This window comes from Arthrobacter sp. NPDC056493, from assembly GCF_042795115.1.
Lineage (GTDB): Bacteria > Actinomycetota > Actinomycetes > Actinomycetales > Micrococcaceae > Arthrobacter.
This window is the reverse complement of sequence record NZ_JBHTSL010000020.1, coordinates 54,539-73,901: the sequence shown is the minus strand read 5'-3', so window position 1 is coordinate 73,901 and position 19,363 is coordinate 54,539. Positions and strand designations below refer to the sequence as shown.

The 19,363-nt window shown below is 62.7% G+C and carries 14 protein-coding genes; 9 read left to right on the top strand and 5 right to left on the bottom strand.

Annotated elements, in window-relative coordinates:
* Window positions 1–168: 168 nt before the first annotated feature.
* The 7 genes from ACFQ50_RS10785 (at window position 169) to ACFQ50_RS10755 (ending at window position 5,884) form a co-directional block, all read left to right on the top strand.
* Window positions 169–1,521 carry a ParB/RepB/Spo0J family partition protein gene (locus ACFQ50_RS10785; RefSeq protein WP_377995520.1) on the top strand — a complete coding sequence of 451 codons (1,353 nt, stop codon included), beginning with the start codon at window positions 169–171 and terminating at the stop codon, window positions 1,519–1,521.
* A gap of 896 nt (window positions 1,522–2,417) precedes the next feature.
* Window positions 2,418–3,443, top strand: coding sequence for a DUF4192 domain-containing protein (locus tag ACFQ50_RS10780; RefSeq protein WP_377995519.1), 1,026 nt, complete (start codon window positions 2,418–2,420; stop codon window positions 3,441–3,443).
* 181 nt (window positions 3,444–3,624) lie between these two features.
* Window positions 3,625–3,774, top strand: a complete 150-nt coding sequence (locus tag ACFQ50_RS10775; protein WP_377995518.1) for a hypothetical protein — start codon at window positions 3,625–3,627, stop codon at window positions 3,772–3,774.
* 471 nt (window positions 3,775–4,245) lie between these two features.
* Window positions 4,246–4,521 carry a glutaredoxin family protein gene (locus ACFQ50_RS10770; protein ID WP_377995516.1) on the top strand — a complete coding sequence of 92 codons (276 nt, stop codon included), beginning with the start codon at window positions 4,246–4,248 and terminating at the stop codon, window positions 4,519–4,521.
* Complete coding sequence (locus ACFQ50_RS10765; protein WP_377995515.1) at window positions 4,518–4,871, top strand: hypothetical protein; 354 nt, start codon at window positions 4,518–4,520, stop codon at window positions 4,869–4,871. Before ACFQ50_RS10770 ends, ACFQ50_RS10765 begins: the two co-directional genes overlap by 4 nt.
* Before the next feature lie 74 nt (window positions 4,872–4,945).
* Window positions 4,946–5,470 carry a single-stranded DNA-binding protein gene (gene ssb, locus ACFQ50_RS10760; protein WP_377995514.1) on the top strand — a complete coding sequence of 175 codons (525 nt, stop codon included), beginning with the start codon at window positions 4,946–4,948 and terminating at the stop codon, window positions 5,468–5,470.
* A gap of 36 nt (window positions 5,471–5,506) precedes the next feature.
* Window positions 5,507–5,884: a hypothetical protein gene (locus ACFQ50_RS10755; RefSeq protein WP_377995513.1), complete on the top strand. Its 378-nt coding sequence runs from the start codon at window positions 5,507–5,509 to the stop codon at window positions 5,882–5,884.
* A 320-nt stretch (window positions 5,885–6,204) separates the two neighbouring features.
* Here ACFQ50_RS10755 and ACFQ50_RS10750 read toward each other — a convergent pair whose 3' ends face one another.
* On the bottom strand, window positions 6,205–6,582 hold the full coding sequence (locus ACFQ50_RS10750) for a hypothetical protein (protein WP_377995512.1): 378 nt from the start codon (window positions 6,580–6,582) through the stop codon (window positions 6,205–6,207).
* 435 nt (window positions 6,583–7,017) lie between these two features.
* Between ACFQ50_RS10750 and mobF the strand changes: the two genes are divergently transcribed.
* Complete coding sequence (mobF, locus tag ACFQ50_RS10745) at window positions 7,018–11,490, top strand: MobF family relaxase (RefSeq protein ID WP_377995524.1); 4,473 nt, start codon at window positions 7,018–7,020, stop codon at window positions 11,488–11,490.
* Between the two features lie 211 nt (window positions 11,491–11,701).
* On the opposite strand, the gene ACFQ50_RS10740 is transcribed toward mobF, so the two are convergent.
* Both ACFQ50_RS10740 and ACFQ50_RS10735 read right to left on the bottom strand, forming a co-directional pair.
* Window positions 11,702–12,763 (bottom strand): hypothetical protein, encoded by a 1,062-nt coding sequence (locus ACFQ50_RS10740; protein WP_377995511.1) that lies wholly within the window; start codon window positions 12,761–12,763, stop codon window positions 11,702–11,704.
* 263 nt (window positions 12,764–13,026) lie between these two features.
* Window positions 13,027–14,205 (bottom strand): DUF262 domain-containing protein, encoded by a 1,179-nt coding sequence (locus ACFQ50_RS10735; protein WP_377995510.1) that lies wholly within the window; start codon window positions 14,203–14,205, stop codon window positions 13,027–13,029.
* An 808-nt stretch (window positions 14,206–15,013) separates the two neighbouring features.
* Here ACFQ50_RS10735 and ACFQ50_RS10730 point away from each other — a divergent pair.
* A complete protein-coding gene (locus ACFQ50_RS10730; protein WP_377995509.1) occupies window positions 15,014–15,700 on the top strand; it encodes a hypothetical protein in 687 nt (228 codons plus the stop codon).
* A 173-nt stretch (window positions 15,701–15,873) separates the two neighbouring features.
* Here the strand turns inward: ACFQ50_RS10730 and ACFQ50_RS10725 are convergent, their stop codons facing one another.
* Window positions 15,874–17,001, bottom strand: a complete 1,128-nt coding sequence (locus ACFQ50_RS10725; RefSeq protein ID WP_377995508.1) for an ATP-binding protein — start codon at window positions 16,999–17,001, stop codon at window positions 15,874–15,876.
* 610 nt (window positions 17,002–17,611) lie between these two features.
* Complete coding sequence (locus ACFQ50_RS10720; RefSeq protein WP_377995507.1) at window positions 17,612–19,048, bottom strand: sugar porter family MFS transporter; 1,437 nt, start codon at window positions 19,046–19,048, stop codon at window positions 17,612–17,614.
* Window positions 19,049–19,363: the final 315 nt, after the last annotated feature.

Sequence of the window (19,363 nt, the reverse complement as noted above, 5' to 3'; positions counted from 1 at the left end):
CCTCCGGGAATTTCCCGGCCCTTGCCCTTTGGGTAGACAGGCCTCCGTCGGCCACAGCTCCGCAAGCTCCGCCAGCAGCCAAAAAACAACGGGGGGAGAGGGGAGCTGGCCGGTCACCTTTGGTCGCCCCACCCACCCCACTTCTCGGCAAAGAAGGAGCAACACCAAATGAACGCAACACCCACGCTGGAAATGATCGACCCGGCCACCCTGACCGTCGATGTGAACGTCCGCAAGGACGCCGCACTCACCGCTGACTTCGTCGCCAGCATCAAAGAACACGGCGTGATGGAACCGGTCATCGCCCACCGCAAGGACGACGGAACCGTGCACGTGCTGATGGGCCAGCGCCGCACCCGCGCCGCCGTCGAAGCCGAACGGCCCATCATCCCGGTCATGATCATCGAGTCCCCCGAAGAAGCCGAACGCATCGTGACGCAGGTCGTGGAGAACATCCAGCGCGCCGAACTAACCGAAGCCGACGAGGCAGACGCCTACCACCAGCTCTCCCTGATCGGCGTCTCAGCGGCCGCGATCGCGAAGAAAACCGGACGCACCAAAACCACTGTCGAATCCGCGCTGAAGGCCAAAGCCTCCGACGCCGGAGCCGCCGCCCTGGGCAAAGGATGGAGCATCGAGGAAGCCCTCATCCTCGCCGAATTTGAAGGGGATGAGGACGCAACGGAGGAATTGGAGTCCGTCATCATGGACGAACCCGACCAGCTGTTGCACGTCGCCCAGTTGCTGCGGGACCGCCGCGAAAGCGCCGCCGCCCACGCGGCGCTGATCGAGGAACTGAAAGCTAAGGGCAAGGCCATCGTGGAGGACGCCGGACACTACGCCGACGAAGAACACCTGTACGTCTCGGCGGCTACCGGTGCGAACGGCGAACCCGCCACCGACGAGGACGCCAACGCCTACGTGATCAGCACCGACTACCGGGGCCAGCACACCGCCAAGCCCGTCATCACCGGCTGGAAGGAACAGGGTTTCACTCCGAAATACGAACGCTACGACGGTGGCCAGCAATCCCGGAAAGGCCCCATGACCGAGGAACAGAAAGCCGAGCGGAAAACCCTGATCGAGAACAACAAGAAGATGGAAGCCGCGACCAAGGTCCGCCGCGAGTTCGTGAAAGCCTTGCTGGCCCGCAAGCAGGCCCCGAAGGGCTGGCAGTACTTCACCGTCCACGCCATCACCCACCACTCCGAAACGGCCAGCGGCTACGATGGCAAGGTCGCGGCCGAGATGATCGGCGCGAAGATGGAAGATTCCACCGCGTGGGCATGGAACCCGCTCCGTGACCACGTGGCCAAGTCCACGGCACGGCCCGAGTTCTCCCTCATCGCACTGGTCTGCGCCGGGTACGAGAAGACCATCGCCAAGGACTCGTGGCGGTCCCCGTCCCAGACCCACCGGGACTACCTGACCCAGCTGGTCACGTGGGGCTACACGGCAAGCCAAACCGAGCAGATCATCCTCGACAGCGGCACGCCAACCGAGGACGACGCCGCAGCCTGACAGGATCCTTGCCGGGCGGAACCTCTCACCGCCCGGCAGGGCCCCGGCCACTCACCACATACAGGCCCTGGAACCTCCCGAACGCGGGGCGGTCCGCCGCCCCCCGGCGAACCACAGTGCCCACTCACCAGCGGCGGACCGCCATTCACGCGACCCGCCAGGCCCATACCAAACTGCCGCGCCGCCAGGGGAACACACCCCACGCCCACAGCCGCGGGTACCTGTGGCTCAGCTAAGCTGAACACCGTAGCTTTCCTTTGCCGAGGAACAGCAAAGGGCCGGCCCACCAGCCGGCCCTTTTCTGTTTAAGCCACAAAACTTCTGTTCAAGCACAAAACAGTGTGGAGCAGTTGCAGGATGGCTGCCCGCGGCGGACCGCCGTTACCGGTGGCGCCCCTGGCGCCGGTCCCGCCCAGGACGCGGGGCCGGGATGGCGGAAGCGGCGGGGCCCGCAAAGGAAAGCAGGCTCGCAGGGCTCGTCCTGGTTTGCGCTGCGCTTCAACCCGGGATCGGGCGTCCACTCCGCTTCGCTCCGTGGCCGGCTGTGGGGTCCAGTGCTGTCCGTCGCAGAGCTCCGGCCATCCCTGGCCCTGCTGTCTAACGTCTTCGACGTTTTTTGGCTGCTGTCCTCCGGATTGTACGTGTCCGCTCCGGCCCGTCTAGCCCCTTCGTTCCTCAGGGGCCTGCGGCCCGGGAATTTCCCTGCGGCGCTCCTTCGTCGCTTCTTTCCTCCGGGAATTTCCCGGCCCTTGCCCTTTGGGTAGACAGGCCTCCGTCGGCCACAGCTCCGCAAGCTCCGCCAGCAGCCAAAAAACAACGGGGGGAGAGGGGAGCTGGCCGGTCACCTTTGGTCGCCCCACCCACCCCACTTCTCGGCAAAGAAGGAGCAACACCAAATGAACGACAAGATCCGCATTTCCAGCCCGGCCGACATCCTCGGCTTCATCCCGCACACGCTCGGGTTCGCTCCCCGCGAGTCCTTCGTGTTCGTCACCCTCCGCGGAGACATGCTGGGCGCCACGCTCCGCGTCGACGCCCCCGTTGTCGCAGATCCTGCCGGTTTCGCTCCGGCCATGGTGGACTACCTCGCGCTGGACACCCAGGCCACCGCGGTCCTGCTGGCCGTCTACACCGACCACGACCCGAACACCGCGGTTCAGCGGCCCTTCCATGACCACGTCGAGGCCATGATTCAGGCGCTCGAGAACGCGGGAACTCCGCTGAAAGACGCGTGGCTGGTCACCTCGGAGTACTGGCAGAACCTGCTGTGCGACAGCGACGAGGGGTGCTGCCCGCCCGAACCACTGGAATCCATCACCGACGGGCACCTGAACGCCGAAATGGTCTTCCGCGGCAGCAGCTACCAAAAGACGCCCGGCACCACCTACGCGACGTTCGCCGGCCCGGCGGACACCGCCCGGCGCATCGACGAGGCACTGCCGGGTGTCTTGGCCGGAGAGCTGCACACCGGACGGGCACTGTGGGCCGAGGTCCTGACCCGCAACGGCTTCACGGACCAGGGCATGGCCATCGGGCTGCTGGCCTGCTTCCAACGCCCGGACCTGCGCGACGTGCTGTTCTGCAACGTGATCGACCCGGACCGGACCGACGCCGAGGGAAGCGGGGACCTGCTGATCGGCCAGGGGATCGCCCCGGACTGGAACCGCGTCGACCGGGCACAGGAAACAGCACGGGCCCTGATCGAGGCAGCACCGGCAGGCTACCGGGCACCGATGCTGACCCTGATCGGCTGGCTGGCCTACCTCAAAGGCCAGTCCTCCATCGCCGCGGACCATTTCACCGCCGCCGTCGCCGACACCCCCGGCTACCGGCTCGCTGAACTGATGGGCCGGGTCGTCAGCCAAGGACGGATCGCCCCCGTCGCACAGGACGAGGACACCGCCTACAAGAGGCACCGCTAAAACCGCCGGGGCCGGACCGGGAACTGTTCCGGCCCCCGGTGCGCGGCGGCGGCCTCCCCCGCTGGCGCTCCTCCGGCCGCCGATAACGCTGGCGCGGGCGCAGCACCACCAACCGGGCCAGTGACTGCCGCCGGGCTACAGTGAAAGGGCATGATTTCACTGACGGCAGGGAGCCAGCACCATGAGCCACGACTTCATCCTCACGGACGACGACGCCGCACCCGCCGGCGCGACCCACGCCCAGGACATCCTGGAACTGTCCCTGCTGACACTGCAGCAAGGCACCTCCGCCGTCGACATCTCCTGGGAAAAATCCCCGCTGGACCAGTAACCTTCCGCAGCAACGACGCTGCAGCACAAGCTTCCTTTTGCCGAGGGAAAAACTGAGGCCGGCCCCAAGGGGCCGGCCTCAGCCTTTTAAGAAAGCGGTGTCGGCCACGCGCCGGCGCGCAGCCGGACGGCTGATGGCAGACGACGCACCTTCCCGCGCGGACAGCGTGCGGGTTCAGGAGCGAAAAAACAGCGGCCATGGACGACCCAGGAACGATCCGCCCAAGTCAGCAGCGGCCCTACAGCAGCAGCCGTGGCGCCTTCTAAATCGGCTCTATTCCGAGGACCGGGTGCCGGTGGCTATTCGCCGGCACCCGACGGACGCACCCCGTGCACTCCCAAAGTTTTTTAGCAAAAAGCCCTAGAATAAGCGGTAAAACGCCTTTTTATTCAGTTGAATAATTGGTAGAATGGAAGCAGAAAGTCAGCCAGACAAACCTCACCAGAGTGATACGAAACCAAGGAACTGAACATGACTCTCACCATCTACACCAAGCCCTCCGGATGCTTCGGCTGCACCAAGACCAAGCAGAAATTCGCTGAGGCCGGCCTCGCCTTCCGCGAAGTGGACATCACTACCAACCAAGCCGCGTTCGAGTACATCACCGAAGAGCTCGGCTACTCCCAGGTCCCCGTCATCGTCTACGACAAAGACGGCAGCGAAAACCGCTGGTCCGGTCTTGACCCGGCCAAGATCGACCAGGTCATTGCCATCGAAAACACCCGTCAGGAAGGCGCAGCATCATGAGCATCAGCGACACCACCATCACAGAAATCCTCGACCGCAACGACGTCCCGCATCTGCTGCGCACCGACCCCGAACTGCTGGCCTCCGCCTACAACCTCGCCTGGCTGGAAAACCCGCCAACCGAAGGCCCCGAGGCCCGCTTCCTCACCGGCGCCACCCTCCTTCCTGGCGACAGCCCGGAGGGCCCTGACTACGAGATGGCCAACCACGTACTCCTGACAGAAATCTTCGAAAGCCGGTTCCGTACCAGGGACTGGGAGCTCCGCTGCGAACTGCTCCAGGCAGCAGACGAAATCCTCAACCCCGAACTCCCCGCAGCCGAACCGGACCGGGACGTTATCCCCGGCTGACACCGGACCCGGCCGGCTCCCGCAGCCGCAAGCACCCCGCCAATACGCAACCAGCAGATAAAGGAACGAAACCAATGTCAGGCGAATCCAGCATCACCGTCACCGGCAACCTCACCAACGACCCGGAACTCCGGTTCACCACAGCAGGGTCCGCGGTCACGAACTTCACCATCGCCTCCACCCCCAGGACCTTCGATGCCCAGGCGGAGGAGTGGAAGGACGGCGAGACCCTGTTCCTCCGCGCGACGGTCTGGCGGGAGGCGGCAGAGCACGCCGCAGCATCCCTCACCAAAGGATCCCGCGTGGTCGCCACAGGCGTACTGAAGCCCCGCAGCTACGAAACGAAAACGGGGGAGAAGCGCACCGTCACTGAACTCGACGTCGAGGAGATCGGCCTCTCCCTCCGCTACACAGCCGCTTCGCCCGTCGCGCGGCAAACCGGCCGCCAGGCAACCCCGACAGCTGCCGGCCAGGCCGGCAGCCACCCTGCCGACGATTTCACGATCAGCCCGCGCCAATACGCCGATGACGATGCATGGTTCGGTAAGGACGCCAACCCGACGGGCCGTGTCGATCTGCCGGCGGTACCTGAATGGTGAAACCGGCGACACCGCATCCCAGCACGAAAGCGACGCATGCCCATTCCTAAGAAGAACAAGACCGTCACCCCATACTTCACCGAAGAGGACGCGAACCAGATCCGGGCCGCCGTCGACGCCGTCGGCCGCCTCGAAGGCTACGCTTCCATCACCGAACTCGTCGAAGCAGCCACCCTGCGGGAGCTGAGACGGCTGCAGCGCAAGTACAACAACGGCAGGAAATGGCCCGGCATCCCCGCGGGCCACATGCGGCCCGGCCGGCGAACCCGTAGGGAAAGCCAACACCAGGAAGGGCCGACACAGTCAGCGCCCAGTGGGGCTACACGGCAAACGCTAATCGAGGACGACGCCGCAGCTTCACAGGAGGCTTTGCCGGGCGGAAACCCGACCACCCGTCAAAGTCCCGGCCACTGACCACGGAAGGGCCGGGAACCTCCCGAACGCGGGGCGGTCCGCCGCCCAGAGCGAACCACAGCAGCGACTCACCAGCGGCGGACCGCCAGTCAACGCGCCGCTATCGGTGACGACCAAATGCCGCGCCGCGAGGAACACACCCCGGCCTGCACGCTGCGCACCACCCTGGGTTCGACTAAAGCTGAACTCAAAGTTTTCCTTTGCCGAGGAACGGAAAAGGGCCGGCACACCAGCCGGCCCTTTTCTGTCTAACGAACACAACACGGTGGGCCCCGACGTTTCATCGTGCCCACCGTGCGTCATGAACGGCAAAGACTCGTCTAGGCGGCCCGTTCGGCCGCCGGTTCCGTGGCCTGCTCATCCTGCCGGGCGACCAGGTCAACCATCCGCTTCACCTCGGCGCCGCTGACACCCAGACGGGCGGCAACGGCGGCTTTGGCCTCGCCGGCGTCCAGCATGGCCTGGACCTTCTCCGCCGCGCTCCGGACCGCGCTCACGGCATCTTTTTCCGCCTTGGCAAGGAGAGCATCGGCCTTCTGCTTCGCCTCCGAACGGATCACCTCGGCCTGGTCCTGCTGCTCGAAGAACTCGGCGGCCAGTTCGATGAGCTTCTCGTGACGCTCCGTGAGCTCCTGCGCTTTGGCCCGTGCCTTCTCCCGGGCCGCCAGCTGCTGCGCGGACTTTCGTGGTGCTGCCATGATCTGGGTTCCCTTCCCTTGGGTTGGCCGTGGAGCCCACCGTACGGCTGGCGCCGGGTCGGGTCCACGGCCGGCGGCGTGCGCCGCAACGGTCCTCGCTTGCGCTCGGGCTGGTAGTGCCCCGGCTTTCCCACCCGTGGACGGCTCCGAGAAACCCACAGTCTCTCCGCTGCCCACCCGTGGATAACCCCGGGGCGACGGTTCCACACAATCGAACGAACCGTGGATAACGGAAAAGCGTGTTACCCACCGCCCATTCTCATGTGCAGAACCGCATCAAAACCTTGATGGCCCGATCCTACCGTTTCCTGTCCTTGCTCCCGGCTACCTCCTCCGTCGTGTCCATCGAACCGCAGAACACAAAACAGCAAAATCTGTCACACCTCATGCATCATCGACGAATGAGGCCCCTGACCGGGTAGGCTGGCATCCGTGATGACCGTGCACAAGCTCAGTGCCGGCGACGGATACACGTACTACACCCGTGAAGTCGCCTCAGGTGATGAGCTGCGCGCAGGCGACCGCGCCCTGGGCGATTACTACACCGTGGACGGCAACCCACCCGGCCAATGGGGCGGCGGGGGAGTAGCGCATCTGGGCGTCACGGGGGAGGTCACCGAGACCCAGATGGCAGCACTTTTCGGCGAAGGCCTGCACCCGAACGCCGAGGCCATGCTCGCCGCCAACCCCAAAGCGGATGTCCGGCTGGGCGCCCGTTACCCGCGCTACGGGCAAAAAGACAACGAACTCAAAGCCCGCGTCGACCGTGCCCTGGGCGACTACCAGCGGATGAACCACCGCGAACCTGACGCCGACACCCGCCGGCAGATCCGGATGAAGGAAGGCGCCCAGTACTTCCGCGAACTCAACGGCCGTAACGCCTCCGACAAGGAAGAACTCGGCCGTTTCGTCACCGCCCACACCAAGCCCGGATCACAGGCCGTCGCCGGATACGACCTCGTGTTCGCGCCGGCCAAGTCCGCCTCCGTGCTGTGGGCCATCGGCGGCGACGAAGCCCGTCAACAGATCGAAGCCGCCCACCATGAGGCCATCGAGGAGACCATGCAATTCCTCGAACGCGAAGCCACGTACACGCGCCGGGGACGCAACGGAGTCCGCCAGGAAGACGTCGACGGTGGACTGATCTACACCAAGTTCCGGCACTACGACTCCCGCAACGGCGACCCCCAACTCCACGACCACGTCGTGGTTTCCAACAAGGTCCTGGGTGCCGACGGGAAGTGGTCCAGCCTCGATGGGCGGTTGCTGTACCAGTTCAACGTGGCCGCCTCCGAGCATTACAACCGCACCGTGATGGAGAAGATCTGCGCCCGCCTCGGCGTCGGCCTGATCGAACGCAAAGTCGCCGGTGACCGGCCGGTGATCGAGATCGCCGGCGTCGACGTCGCCGCCATCGAAGCAGCCTCCTCCCGCCGCGAAGGCATCAAACCCGTCCTCGACCGGCTCGTCGCCGACTTCACCGAAGACCACGGCTACGCACCCAACACCAAGGCCATGATCGCCCTCGCACAGCAGGCGACACTGGACACCCGCGCCGCAAAGAAAGAGGCACGCCAGCTTTCCGTACTGGTGGGGGAGTGGACCGAAGAGCTCGGCAGCATCCCCGGCGTCGAGGTCGGCCCGGCCGCCGTGCAGAAGGCCCGCGCACACCGCCACGACGCCCGGGCAAAGGCCGACGCGGACGACCCGTTGTGGATGGTCGCGCACGCCGACGAGATCGACCCGGCCCAGGAAGCAGAGGCTGTCATCCACACCCTGGAGCGGTCCCGCGGGGTCTGGGGAGAACACCACATCGACGGCGAAACCCGCCGCCGGCTCGGCTCCCGCTTCGGCGAACTGCCCATCCCGCCGGCCCTCCTGGAGCAGGTCAAGGCACGCGCGATCGACCAGTTCTCGCTGCGTATCACCCCCGAAACACCGGCCCCCGAAATCGCTGCGCTGCGCCTGAAGAACGGGGCGTCCAAGTACGGCAAGGCCCACTCCACCCTGTACACATCGTCCGGGATCCTGCACAGCGAAGACCGGCTGCTGACCGCCGCGCAGCGCATCGTCATCCCCGCGGCCACCGCCGAATCCTTCGACGCCGCCCTGGCGAAACAGGACAAGCGTTTCGACGCGGGCCAGCTGGCCATGGCGAAGGAATTCGCCTGCGGCGACCGCCTGCTCATGGTCGGTGTCGGCCCCGCCGGCGCCGGCAAAACCACCGCCCTCAAACTCGCCGCAGACAGCGTTCGCGAGGCCGGCGGCCGCGTCATCGGCCTCGCCCCGACAGCCGTCGCCGCATCGGTGATGGGTACCGAACTCGGGGCCAAGGCCACCACCATCGACTCCTTCGTCCTCGGACACCAGACAGATACCCCGCAGAAGGTCATCCCAAACCCCGGCGATGTCATCATCATCGACGAGGCCGGCATGGTCGGCACCCAGATGTTCGCCGCGGCCGTCACCATCGCCGACCAGTACGGTGCCGTGGTCCGGGCCCTGGGAGATGACCAGCAGCTCTCCGCCGTCGGATCCGGCGGCGCGCTGCGCCTGCTGAAGAACACCGTCGGGGCCGTGCACCTGGAAGATTTGCACCGGTTCCGCAACCCGGACGGCACACCGAACGACGCTGAAGCAGACGCCACCCTGGCGCTGCGAGAACCGCCTGCGACCGGGCAGGACGACCCGTGGGGCTTCTACCGGGACAACCGCCGCGTCGTCGGCGGGGACGCCGAAACCATGACCGCCCAGGTCTTTACCGCCTGGCAGCAGGACACCGACGACGGTAAACACTCGATCATGATGGCCTTCGACAACGCCACCGTCACCGAACTGAACTCCCGCGCCCAGGCCTACCGGCTCGGCAACGGGGACCTCACCGACGGGCCGGCCGCGACGCTCCGGGACGGTCTGACCGCCCGGGCCGGGGACATGATCGTCACCCGCGAAAACAACCGCCGGCTCGCCACCAATCGCGGCAAGGACTTCGTGAAAAACAACGACGTCTGGACCGTCCGCGAAGTCCACCCCGACGGGTCCATGACCGTCCGCCACGACCACCACGCCGGAACGATCACCCTCCCGGCCGAGTACGTCCGGGAGAAGACGATGCTCGGCTACGCGGCCACCATCCACCGCACCCAAGGCATCACCTGCGACACCACACACGCCCTGATCAGCTCCAAACTCTCCCGCTCCCTCGCTTACGTCGCAGCCTCCCGCGGGCGCGAAACCAATCAGCTCTACGGCATCGTCGACGACGGGGAAACCCTCGACGACGTCCTGACCGCCGTGGCCGCCAACCACGACGGGAACCTCACCGCCCACGAACAAATGGAAGCAGCCCGCGCCCAACAACGCTCCCTGCCGGAAATGTCCGAGGTGTACCGGGACATCGACCACCAGGCCAACGAACTCCGCATGGCCAACATCGCCCGCCGGGAACTCGGCGAAGGCACCGCCGGAAGGTTCGTTAACTCCAGTGCCTGGGGTGCGATCGCGACCCATCTCCGCGCCGCAGAAAACGAAGGCTTCAACATCCCCAACCTGCTGAACGACAGCATCCGAGAAGGAGACTTCGACGCCTCCGACGACGCCGGCGCCGTGCTCGCCTGGCGGATCGAAGACCGCCTCGACCGGTGGCGTGCCCGCGCCGCCGAGTCCGGGCACCGGCCCCTCGAATCAATGAGCGACGAAGCCCTCACCCGGCTCGAACAACGCTCCATCAGCGAGCTCATGCGCGCCAAAGCCGACACCCACCGGACCGATGCCAGCGAAGACATGGACCAGAAGAGCCTGCTGCGCGGCTGGAAGGCCGAGAAGAAAGACACCCCCTGGCAGCGCCGCCTGCACGGACACCTCACCGACGACGACCTGACCGCACGGATCAGCGCCGCCGAGCAGAAAACCCGCACCGACACGACCATCAACGACCCCGTCACCGCGCGGAAGGCCCGCTGGCTCGCCACCTCACTCCACAAAGAAAAGGCGCTGCGCGAACAGATGCACGCCGAGGCCCGTGCCGATGAAGCCTACGAACGCGGAGCCCTCACCAACTACCGCCGTGACAAGAACACCACCACGGCCCAAGCCGCCGCCCAGATCCACCGACGGATCCGCGCCGAAATCGAAGTGCGCCGCCAACTGCCGCAGCCCGTCGCCGGCCAACCCGCAGCGGACCGGCTGCCGGCATGGCTCGCGCCCGCCGACGTCGTCACCCACAAGGACACCCCGGCCCTGTGGCAGAAAGAACTGCTGGCCCGCCGCGAACTCATGGCCACCGAAGCCACACGGCTCGGAGCCCAGCTCGCAGCCGAACCCCCAGCTTGGGCAACAGCACTCGGACCCGTCCCCTCCGACCCGTCACGGCAGGAACAATGGCGCCAGCTCGCCGTCGAACTCTCCACCTACCGGGACACCTACCGGATCCCCACCAGCGAAACCCTGCCAGTGCCCCGGGCCCACCAGGGCAAGGGCATCGGCGCTGAGCTCACGGCTAGGGTCACGGCCACGCACAAATACAGCGCCCAGACAGCCAAAGAACCCCTGGCACCAGCCGACGCCGCACTCATGGCCGAAGCCGCCCAAGTAGAAGCCGCTGTGAAGGAAACCCCGACCCCTGCGGAGCAGGTCGTGGACCACCTCCAAGAAACCCGCGGCACCGAAGCACAGCTCAGCCCCGCCCAGGAACGCGCCGCACGCATCGCCGCACTCGCCCGCAAAGTCCGCGAAAACCGCGCCAAAAACCACCGGCCAGACACCGACACCAGAAGCCCGGAAGCCGTCAAGGAAGCCCTCGAACAGATCAAGGCCCGTCGCGCCCAGGAACAAGCCCGCCGCGACGAGACCCGCCGCACCGACGAGCTCACACCCCGGCAGGACCGTGACCCCGGCATCGGACGGTAAAAGCAGCTGCCGCACAAAAGTTCAGCTGCGATGCGGCCGGAATCAGTGCGCTTCCGGCCCATGTTGGCTTAAAGCCAACAAGCAACGGAGTGGTGGACAATGTAGTGCTCAGATAAGGACTTGAAACCAACTGACGGGCAGATCGTGACCCTCGTAGGAGATGGGGAGACGCCCCTGCATTCCGATCAAGGAGCGCGCAGCTGCAGCCTGGCTAGACCCCTAGTTTGGACTGAAGGTCTGTCAAGAAGCCAGCTGCGTCTTCGCTATTTTCCGCCACCCACAGATCAGCCAGGGCGTCCAGTACGAATGTTCTTGTCCCAAGTCGGTTACAGATGCCATTAACCCAGTCATGGTCATCGGATCCTTGCAGTGCATCGAGTGCGAAGCCTATTCTGTGCGATTCAGCGCCAAGGGCCGCGGCCAAGGCAGCGGGCTTCGCTGCCAGAGACCGAAATAGTGCATCCGGGGAGACTTGGCTGGGCAGAAACAGGGAAGGCCATCCCGTGGCGGGTTCGGCATCTGCGACTTTTCCTCGCTGGTCACCGTCGAAGACAAGCCCAAATGATATGCTCATGCCTTTGTGCCTAGGTAGGTGCTTGGCCAGCATCCGGAGGTACCCATCGCCGTCCTTCCAAGCCACAGCTGTGGAAGCTGCAAGCCAGCCCTTATGGGTTTGCAGGATTGCCCGAGTAACTGCGGCAGCGGATTCATCTTCACAGAAGAGAACCACTGAGACCCCGCGGGGCGGCAAAAGCTCGGACGCGATTTCCACGCCATAGTCCTGAGATCCGTAGGCCTCAATGCCATCCTCACCGGACCGCAAAAGAACAAACGAATCGTTTTCGCAAGCTAGCTCTATAATCGACTCAGAATGTGTGGCAATTGTAAGGGTCCAATTTCGCATGTTTGCTGCCTGGATTAGCCGGGAGACAAGACGCTCAGCCGTTACGGGAGGTAGGTAGGCATCAGGCTCATCCAATAGCACACTAAGGTCTTTTGTGTCACGATAAATCTCAAACACCCAGAACAGGAGATGAACCGAGAACTCACCCAATCCCATTTCAAGTGATGAATACTCGACACCGTTATGTTTAACCCTAAAATGCGGAACCAGTATTTGGCCGCCTGGCCATAAAAAACTTTCTCGGTAATCCTCATTAGGTTCAAATTCAAGCGAAAACCATTGCACAGACTCGTAATCTCGACCAATTACTCTGCCTAGAGTTTCAATCATCTTTTGGTCCAGGTCAATCGCGCCGGATTCTTCCTCCATGTCCTGTATGTCCACGCGTGATCGAAGACTGGCTCTCGCATGCTCGCAGAGTTCGTGCAGTTGGATTAATAGAGTTGTTTCCGGTGTCGAATCACTTATCATGCGTAGAGCTCTGGTTTTACCTGCACCGTTCAGTCCCGCCAGAACAGTGCATGGCACGGACAGCTTTAGATCCTTGCCGGAAGCCAGAGGTATAGGGGCAACCGTCGAAGAGCTACGCTGCCTTCGAGCCCTTAGCCAAACCTCTCTCTCGGCGCGGACTCTCATCGTGCTCCAGCTTCCTTTGAGCGACGCAGGACCAGACTCCAGTCACTGGAGTCTAAGTGTTGGAAAATTAGATGCTGAGCATCGTCTCGGAATCCCCTTTGAAGCGTGGTCAACAGCATCCCGCTCCCGCAAATGCTCTGGACGCCATATCGGTGCTCCGAGTAAAGCTGGAGTACAAGGTCCCTGGCCAGTACAGAGCTCACATCGGTGACCCTGTAAGAAGCTCTGTCGTCATATAGGGCTACCGCACCTAGAATGGGGTCCCGCGGGTCAAAAAAGTCTCCCTCAACGCCGCGTTTGAGGGCACTGCGATCAGCTTCAAAACTTGCCAGAAGTTCAGGTGGTAGTTCCTGACCTCCTAATCGGGGCCTCCAGTAGCAGAAGACCAGCCATGTGAAGAGAGTTGCCTTATTGAACCGGATTCGGTCGAGGCTAGCGCCGATGAGCCCTAGAAGTCGGCGGCCCGAGTCTTCAACCCCCCTCACAGTTTGGTCGGAGAATTTATCACCACGATAGAATGCCTCCACCACATTATTATTAATGTGCTGGGTTAGGTCGCCTCGCTCAATTGCCAAGCAGGTTCGGGCGATAATGTCATCGAAAGCCAAGCGCCCATTCGAAAACCCGACAACTTCGCGTCTGAGAAGTCCTTCCGCCTCAAGTGTGGCTACTAAATGCTTTACTTGGTCTCTGGCTGGGCCGTGGAGCGCATTCCTTTTCTCAGATGGAGTGAGATTATAAGATTGATTTAGTCGGAAAAATAACTCATTTGGTTCCTGCGGGCTAAAGTTTTTCAAAGTTACAACAGGAAGAGCAAAGCGGTTTAGGGCTCGGCGATTTACTTCGGGAAGCTGGGAAAAATTGAGCCCATGAAGTTTCTCAATTTCGGGCGTTGCGGGCTGCGTGAATCCATCGATCCTGAACTTCCCGATAAAGAAATCTCGTATTGCCGCCAAGCGTTGCTGCCCGTCAAGGACAATTTCAATGCCGTCCTCACTCTGCACGATGTGGACTGCCGGAACGTACCATTTCCGCAAGATGGTGTCGATGAGCCGCTGTTGCCGGCGAATGTCCCAGATCTCCCCGCGCTGGAAGTCGGGCTGAAGGTCCAGTTCTCCATCGACTATCCGTCGAACAATTGACTCCAGTTCCAGTTCGGAACGATTCAGGTCCACTTCATACCGCCTCGGGCTCTACCACTTCGCGTGGACAGGGGGAGGTCGATATCGAACCAGACCTCTGCCGAATTTGCTCGACCTAGCGATTTTACAAGTTCCTGCGGAGAGGCTCGGTTTGAGTCAACTGAGGAGTGGTGAGCTTGCATCGGATGCAGTAATCACTGTTTACGGACATCCCTGCGGATTGAAACCGGGCGTATTCACCTGTGGCTTCGTCTCTCCGGCGGCTATTCCCAAGCATTTCAGCGGAAGCTACGGGTGGGCCATGACCGGTAGCGGGCGGCGTAACGCATCGTTGCGGATGACAGGCATGATGGGTCTGACAGAGCCGGGGAGGAAGGCTCCAAAGCCCAGCCGCCGAGTCATGGTGTTTTGGACAATTCTTTGGTCTATAGACAGCGTTCTTTGGCTCTCATGGACGACTGTTGATTTTCGCGAGGGACACCTGACTATCTGCATCTCATCTTCGCTGTTCTCTCAGTCGTGCTTGCGGTTGCCTATTTGGTCATGTGGCTGCAACCGAAGAATACGAGGATGGATTCCGACCTTTCCTATGTTCGTCCCTATCCTTCTTCGTTCAGGGTTGGCCCGGAGGTTACGTAGCGGGACCAGGCGTCGCCTGCGTGGTTCGATGAAGTCGGCCCCGCGGATGAGAATTAGCAACCATCAGCGCCTATGTCAGGGGTGAGGCAGCCAAGCCGCCGTGGTCGGCGACCTGAGCCAACAACTCGAGGCCCGTTCCGGTTTTGGTGTACCTGGGTGGCAGGAATCGGCGTCTTTCGTTCTTTGATGCCTAGGCTGTGGGGTGAGGGTTTTGAAAACGGATGTCATTGCCGGGCTGCCGGCCGGGCTGGCCCGCGCGATTGTCCGTAAGTTCAGAGGCCGGGAGATGCCCGCTGAGAACGTCGCGGACCTGCTCGAAGGTACCGGATTTGAACTCGTTCCGGTCTTTGCGGGGCTGGAAGCTGCCGGATATATGGAGAAGGTCCGCGTCGACAATGACGGGGAGGTCTGGTGGGACACCACGATCCAGGGCAATGGCCTCGCTATGGCAGGCTTCGGGAAGCCGATCAGCAGAAAGATTGCAGACCGGCTCGTTTCGGGGCTGCTGGAACGTGCGCAGGCCTACAACGCCGACCCGGGCAAGCCCATGTTCATCGATACGCTCCGGGTCTTTGGGAGCTACCTCAGCCCGGAGATCGATCCACTGGGTGACGTGGACATCGAGCTCACCTACGGCAGAAGAATCACGGATCAACGTGCCCTGTCCGACTACACGAGAGCCAGCGGACGATCGTTCGGGACGTATGTTGACCAATTGACCTGGCCGTCGACAGAGCTCTTCCTGCACCTGAAGAAACGCTCCGCGTTCATCAACATCACGCTCGAGGACATCACCAGGATTACCGACAGATTTCAATCCATCTACAGCATCGACGCTGACCCCCTGGCGGTGCCGCCGCCAGCCGACAGAACCCTCATCGGGAGGTAACGCCAGTACTTGCCGGCCACGCCAGACCAAGGGCAGACGGCCCGGCAGTGTCGTTGGCAGGGACCCGGCAAGCGTGCGTGTTCCCGCGCTGCTGAGCAAGCTCATCGGTCGGGGCAGTGTCCGGCGGGGAGGCGTTGCACCGGATGGCTTTCCTCGGGAAGAAGGTCTGTTCGTCAGTGGCGCTTCGGATGCTGCAACCGCAGCCCATAGGCTGGGGAATCGCGGAGGAACTCGCGGAACGTCGGAACAGCGAAATCGACATACCCGCGGCTTGTCGTTTCAATGACCCCGGCCGCCAGAAGCCGAAGCCGGTACTGGCCGCCATAGACGAGATTTACTCCGAGCCGCTCGGCGATCGTCGTGGTGCTGGACGGGCCGTCGTCCTCGGCCATGGCCAGAAGGTAGGACTGGTCCACGTCTGAAAGGGCAGAGTAGGCGGACTGCAGGACGGTGGCGCCCATGCGCCGGCGGGCTTTCTGTATCCCGGCGGCGAGGGCCTGGTCGGTGACGGTTGCGCCTGAGTGCCTGGCCTGGCTCCACACGTGATAGCCGACCAGTTGGATCAGGAAGGGGTAGCCGCCGGTAGCCTCGGCCAGCTGCAGCAGATGCCGGTCGCTGATGTTGACGCCGCTTTCGGAGAACGTGTCCCGAAAGGCTTCAGCCACCTCGTCGATGGATGTCCTGTGGAGGTCGTATTTTTCGGCCCGGCGAAGGAAGGTCGAGACGCCTTCGTTGAGGAGGTCTTCCACGGCCTTGGGCAGGCCGGCGAGAACAAGGCCTATAGGAAGGCTTTCGCGGATCAGATGTTGGACGACGGCGGCGATCTCGGACAGTTCGGTCCTGTCCACGGCGTGGATTTCGTCGATGCTGATCAGCAGCCCGGTTTCCTGCGCATTGAGCGTTTCCAGAAGTTCGGTGATCTGGCGGCGCCAGTGGACCTCAGGGACGGGCGGGAGTTGTGTGTCCACACGGACAACCCCCAGGGTCACCCCGGTAATGCGGCGGCCGGCCGGGCCGTCTCCGAGTTCCTCGGCGGCCGCGCGGACAGCGCTGGCTATGCGGGTGACCAGACCCGCGGTAGCCGTCTCGGAGATGACAACCCAGCCGTGCTCGAGCGCTTCGTCTTCGATTTCCCCCAGCATGACCGTCTTGCCGATGCCGCGGGGCCCCGTGAAGATGGACAGCAAACCTGGTGCCCCGGGCCCGTTGTCGATGCTCTCGGCGAAGTCCTGACGCATGTCAGCGCGGCCAATAAGAAGCGGAGGCCGGGCACCGGCAGTCGGCTTGAACGGATTTTTCACTGCCACCCTTTACACGGCTATAAATTTTTTAAACCTTTTATATTCCTTATAGTATCGCCGGGCCCGGCCCAAGTCGAGGCGGTTATGGGCGTCATAAGCGCCCGACTCGATGGTGCGGGACGTGGGGCTGCCGGCGCTCAGGCAAGCTCGGAATAGACGCCGCGGGCGCCGGGGCTGAGCAGGGATGGCCAGGAGTGTGAGGAAAGGCAATACCAGAAGTGGCGTCTAATGTCTTGTCATATTATCAACTTTACATAATCTCCATTATCGGCGTTTAAACCACGGGAGTAGAAGTAGCTGCTAGGCCCTCGGCAGTTGGTTGCGCTGAGTCTCGGCTTCGGCAGCCGATCGGGCATGATTACCCATCCAGCCACGCGGACCTTCCACGAGGAGTTCCCGTGGATCTTCGCCCATGATGTGGTCTGCCGTCGTTCGTGCGCTGATACCGGGTCCGGGCAGGTTTCGATTGGCGGGTCCGGGCAGGGGCGGGATGCCTATCTGTCTGTGTAGTGAAGGCGATACTCGATCCGTACACGAACCTGGAGGCGCGAATTGCTGCACTTGCTCCGCTGGAGCAAGTGCAGCAATTGTTGGTTTGGGGGTATGTCTCTCAGTGGGAGGTCGTTACCGAGGACCTAAGTGGCGCGCCAAGGAATCCTCCGTGCTTGGCGGCGTAATCTTCCTCGAACTCTTCAAGGGTCTTGCCCTTGGTTTCGGGCAGGAACTTGACCAGGAAGATGGTGGAGATGATGTTCAGGCCAACGAAGATGGCAAAGGTCCCGGTGCTGCCGATGCCGGCGTTCATGATGGGAAAGATGAACGAGATGAGGGTGTTGGCTGTCCAGAGCATGAGCACGGCCAGTCCCATGGCAAATCCACGTATGGCAATCGGGAAGAGCTCTGAGAGCATCAGCCATGTGCCGATTCCGACAAACGTCTGCATGAAGAACATGAACATCATCATTGCGACGAGGACGGCATAGCTGCGGCCGTTGGATTCGGGAAGCTGGAAGGCAGCCGCGAGGGTGACCAGCGATCCGATGATTCCGTAAAACCCTGTAAGGAGCAGCGGACGGTGGTTGAATCGGCCGAGCAGATAGATACCGATGAGGGTTCCGGCAATCGAAATGACGCCCACTGCGATCGTGAGCACCAGTGCCGCGCTCGTACCCAACCCGGTCGACCGCAGGATAGTGGGTGCGAAGTAGTTGATCGTGTTGACGCCGGTGACTTGGGAGGCCACGGCGAGTCCGACGCCGACCCACAAGAGTCGCCGCATCCACGGGAATGTTTTCAGGTCGCGCAGGGCTGCGCCCCGGTCGATCTTCTTTTCCCGCCGAATGTGCTCGACGACTAGGTCATATTCCTCGGCGGCCTGCCGAGAAGGGCGGCTGAGCTCGAGCACCCGACGGGTGTCTGCGTAACGGCCTTTGAGTGCATACCAGCGGGGGGAGTCCGGAAGGAGCATCATGCCGGCAAACAAAGCGACCGCAGGGATGGTCGCGACGCCTAGCATCCAGCGCCAAACCTGGGGGTCTTGGATGAGCTGGTCCAGAAGCGAGTTTGTCACGAACGCCAGAAACTGGCCGGTAACGATCATGAGTTCATTGATCGTGACGATGCGACCGCGTCGATGAGCCGGTGCCATTTCCGCGAGAAAAATTGGCACTGTAACTGACGCAGCTCCTACGCCCAGGCCGAGGAGGATGCGGGCGATGACCATAAATTCATAGTTGGGGGCCACGGCGCTGCCCAGTGCACCGAAGAGCAGCAGTCCAGCGCAAACCATCAGGCTGCCGCGGCGACCGATTACATCAGAGAGCTTGCCGCCAAGCAGGGCGCCGAAGATGGCGCCGAACAGCAGGGAGCTGACAACGATGCCCTCCTGCAAAGTGTCGAGCTGCAGGTCGTCTTTGAGATAGAGCAATGCGCCAGAAATGACACCGGAGTCATAACCAAAGAGCAGGCCGCCTAGGGTAGCGATGGCGGTGAGCTTAATGAGGAATCGGTTGGAAGACCGGGCGGTTTCTTTGTCGGCGCCGATCACAGTCCGCTCCCCGCGTTTTCCTCAACAAGGAAGTGGTAGTTCATCGAATATGTCCTATCGTCCTGTTGCTCCCGCACCTTCGTCGGTGTGCAGAGCCAGCTAGCTTGATGTCTGTGTGCGGCACAGGCTGAATGCTTCCTCGGGTAGGATGTCAATGCCGTCGATGTCGCGGAAGTGCCGGGAGGCGTTGCTTCGCTGCAACTGTCACGTGACAGTAATAAGTGTCAGTGAGAGTTTAGACACATCAGCGCCCAAATGTCTATGTATCGTGACATACGCGAGCGGCTTGGCTGGTATCCGGCGCGGAGGATCGCT